At 33.1% G+C, this 335-nt stretch carries 1 protein-coding gene; it reads right to left on the bottom strand.

What is annotated here, in order from left to right:
- Positions 1–335, bottom strand: a 335-nt coding sequence (locus tag Q0881_RS17785; protein WP_299163324.1) for a cysteine peptidase family C39 domain-containing protein, incomplete at both ends; no start/stop codon positions are given.

Here is a 335-nt window from a genome sequence, read left to right as displayed (position 1 = left end):
TTTCCTATCCAATGCTGTATAAACTCTTCTTTGGTAAAAGTTATAAGTCCATGTGCAGGATCGGAGATATAAACCGTGTCTTTTTTTATTTTGTAGAGTACTACATAATGGTTTTTATTCCAATGCACAATACATGGTAGTGGAGCTTCTAATAGTTTTTTATAAGCTAATTTTACGCCTAAAGATCTAAAACCTATGGATTCTACTGCTTCACTTAATCCTAATAAACTACTTCCTTCTCGGGTAGTTTCACTTAGACTTCGTAATTGTTGGGTGTTAATTGTTTTACCATAGTGTTTTGCTATGATTTTTATACACGTTGGACCGCAATCTTT

Origin of the sequence: uncultured Tenacibaculum sp., assembly GCF_947494125.1 — a bacterium.
Lineage (GTDB): Bacteria > Bacteroidota > Bacteroidia > Flavobacteriales > Flavobacteriaceae > Polaribacter.
Note: the sequence above shows the minus strand (reverse complement) of the source record. Positions and strands in the feature narration are given on the sequence as shown.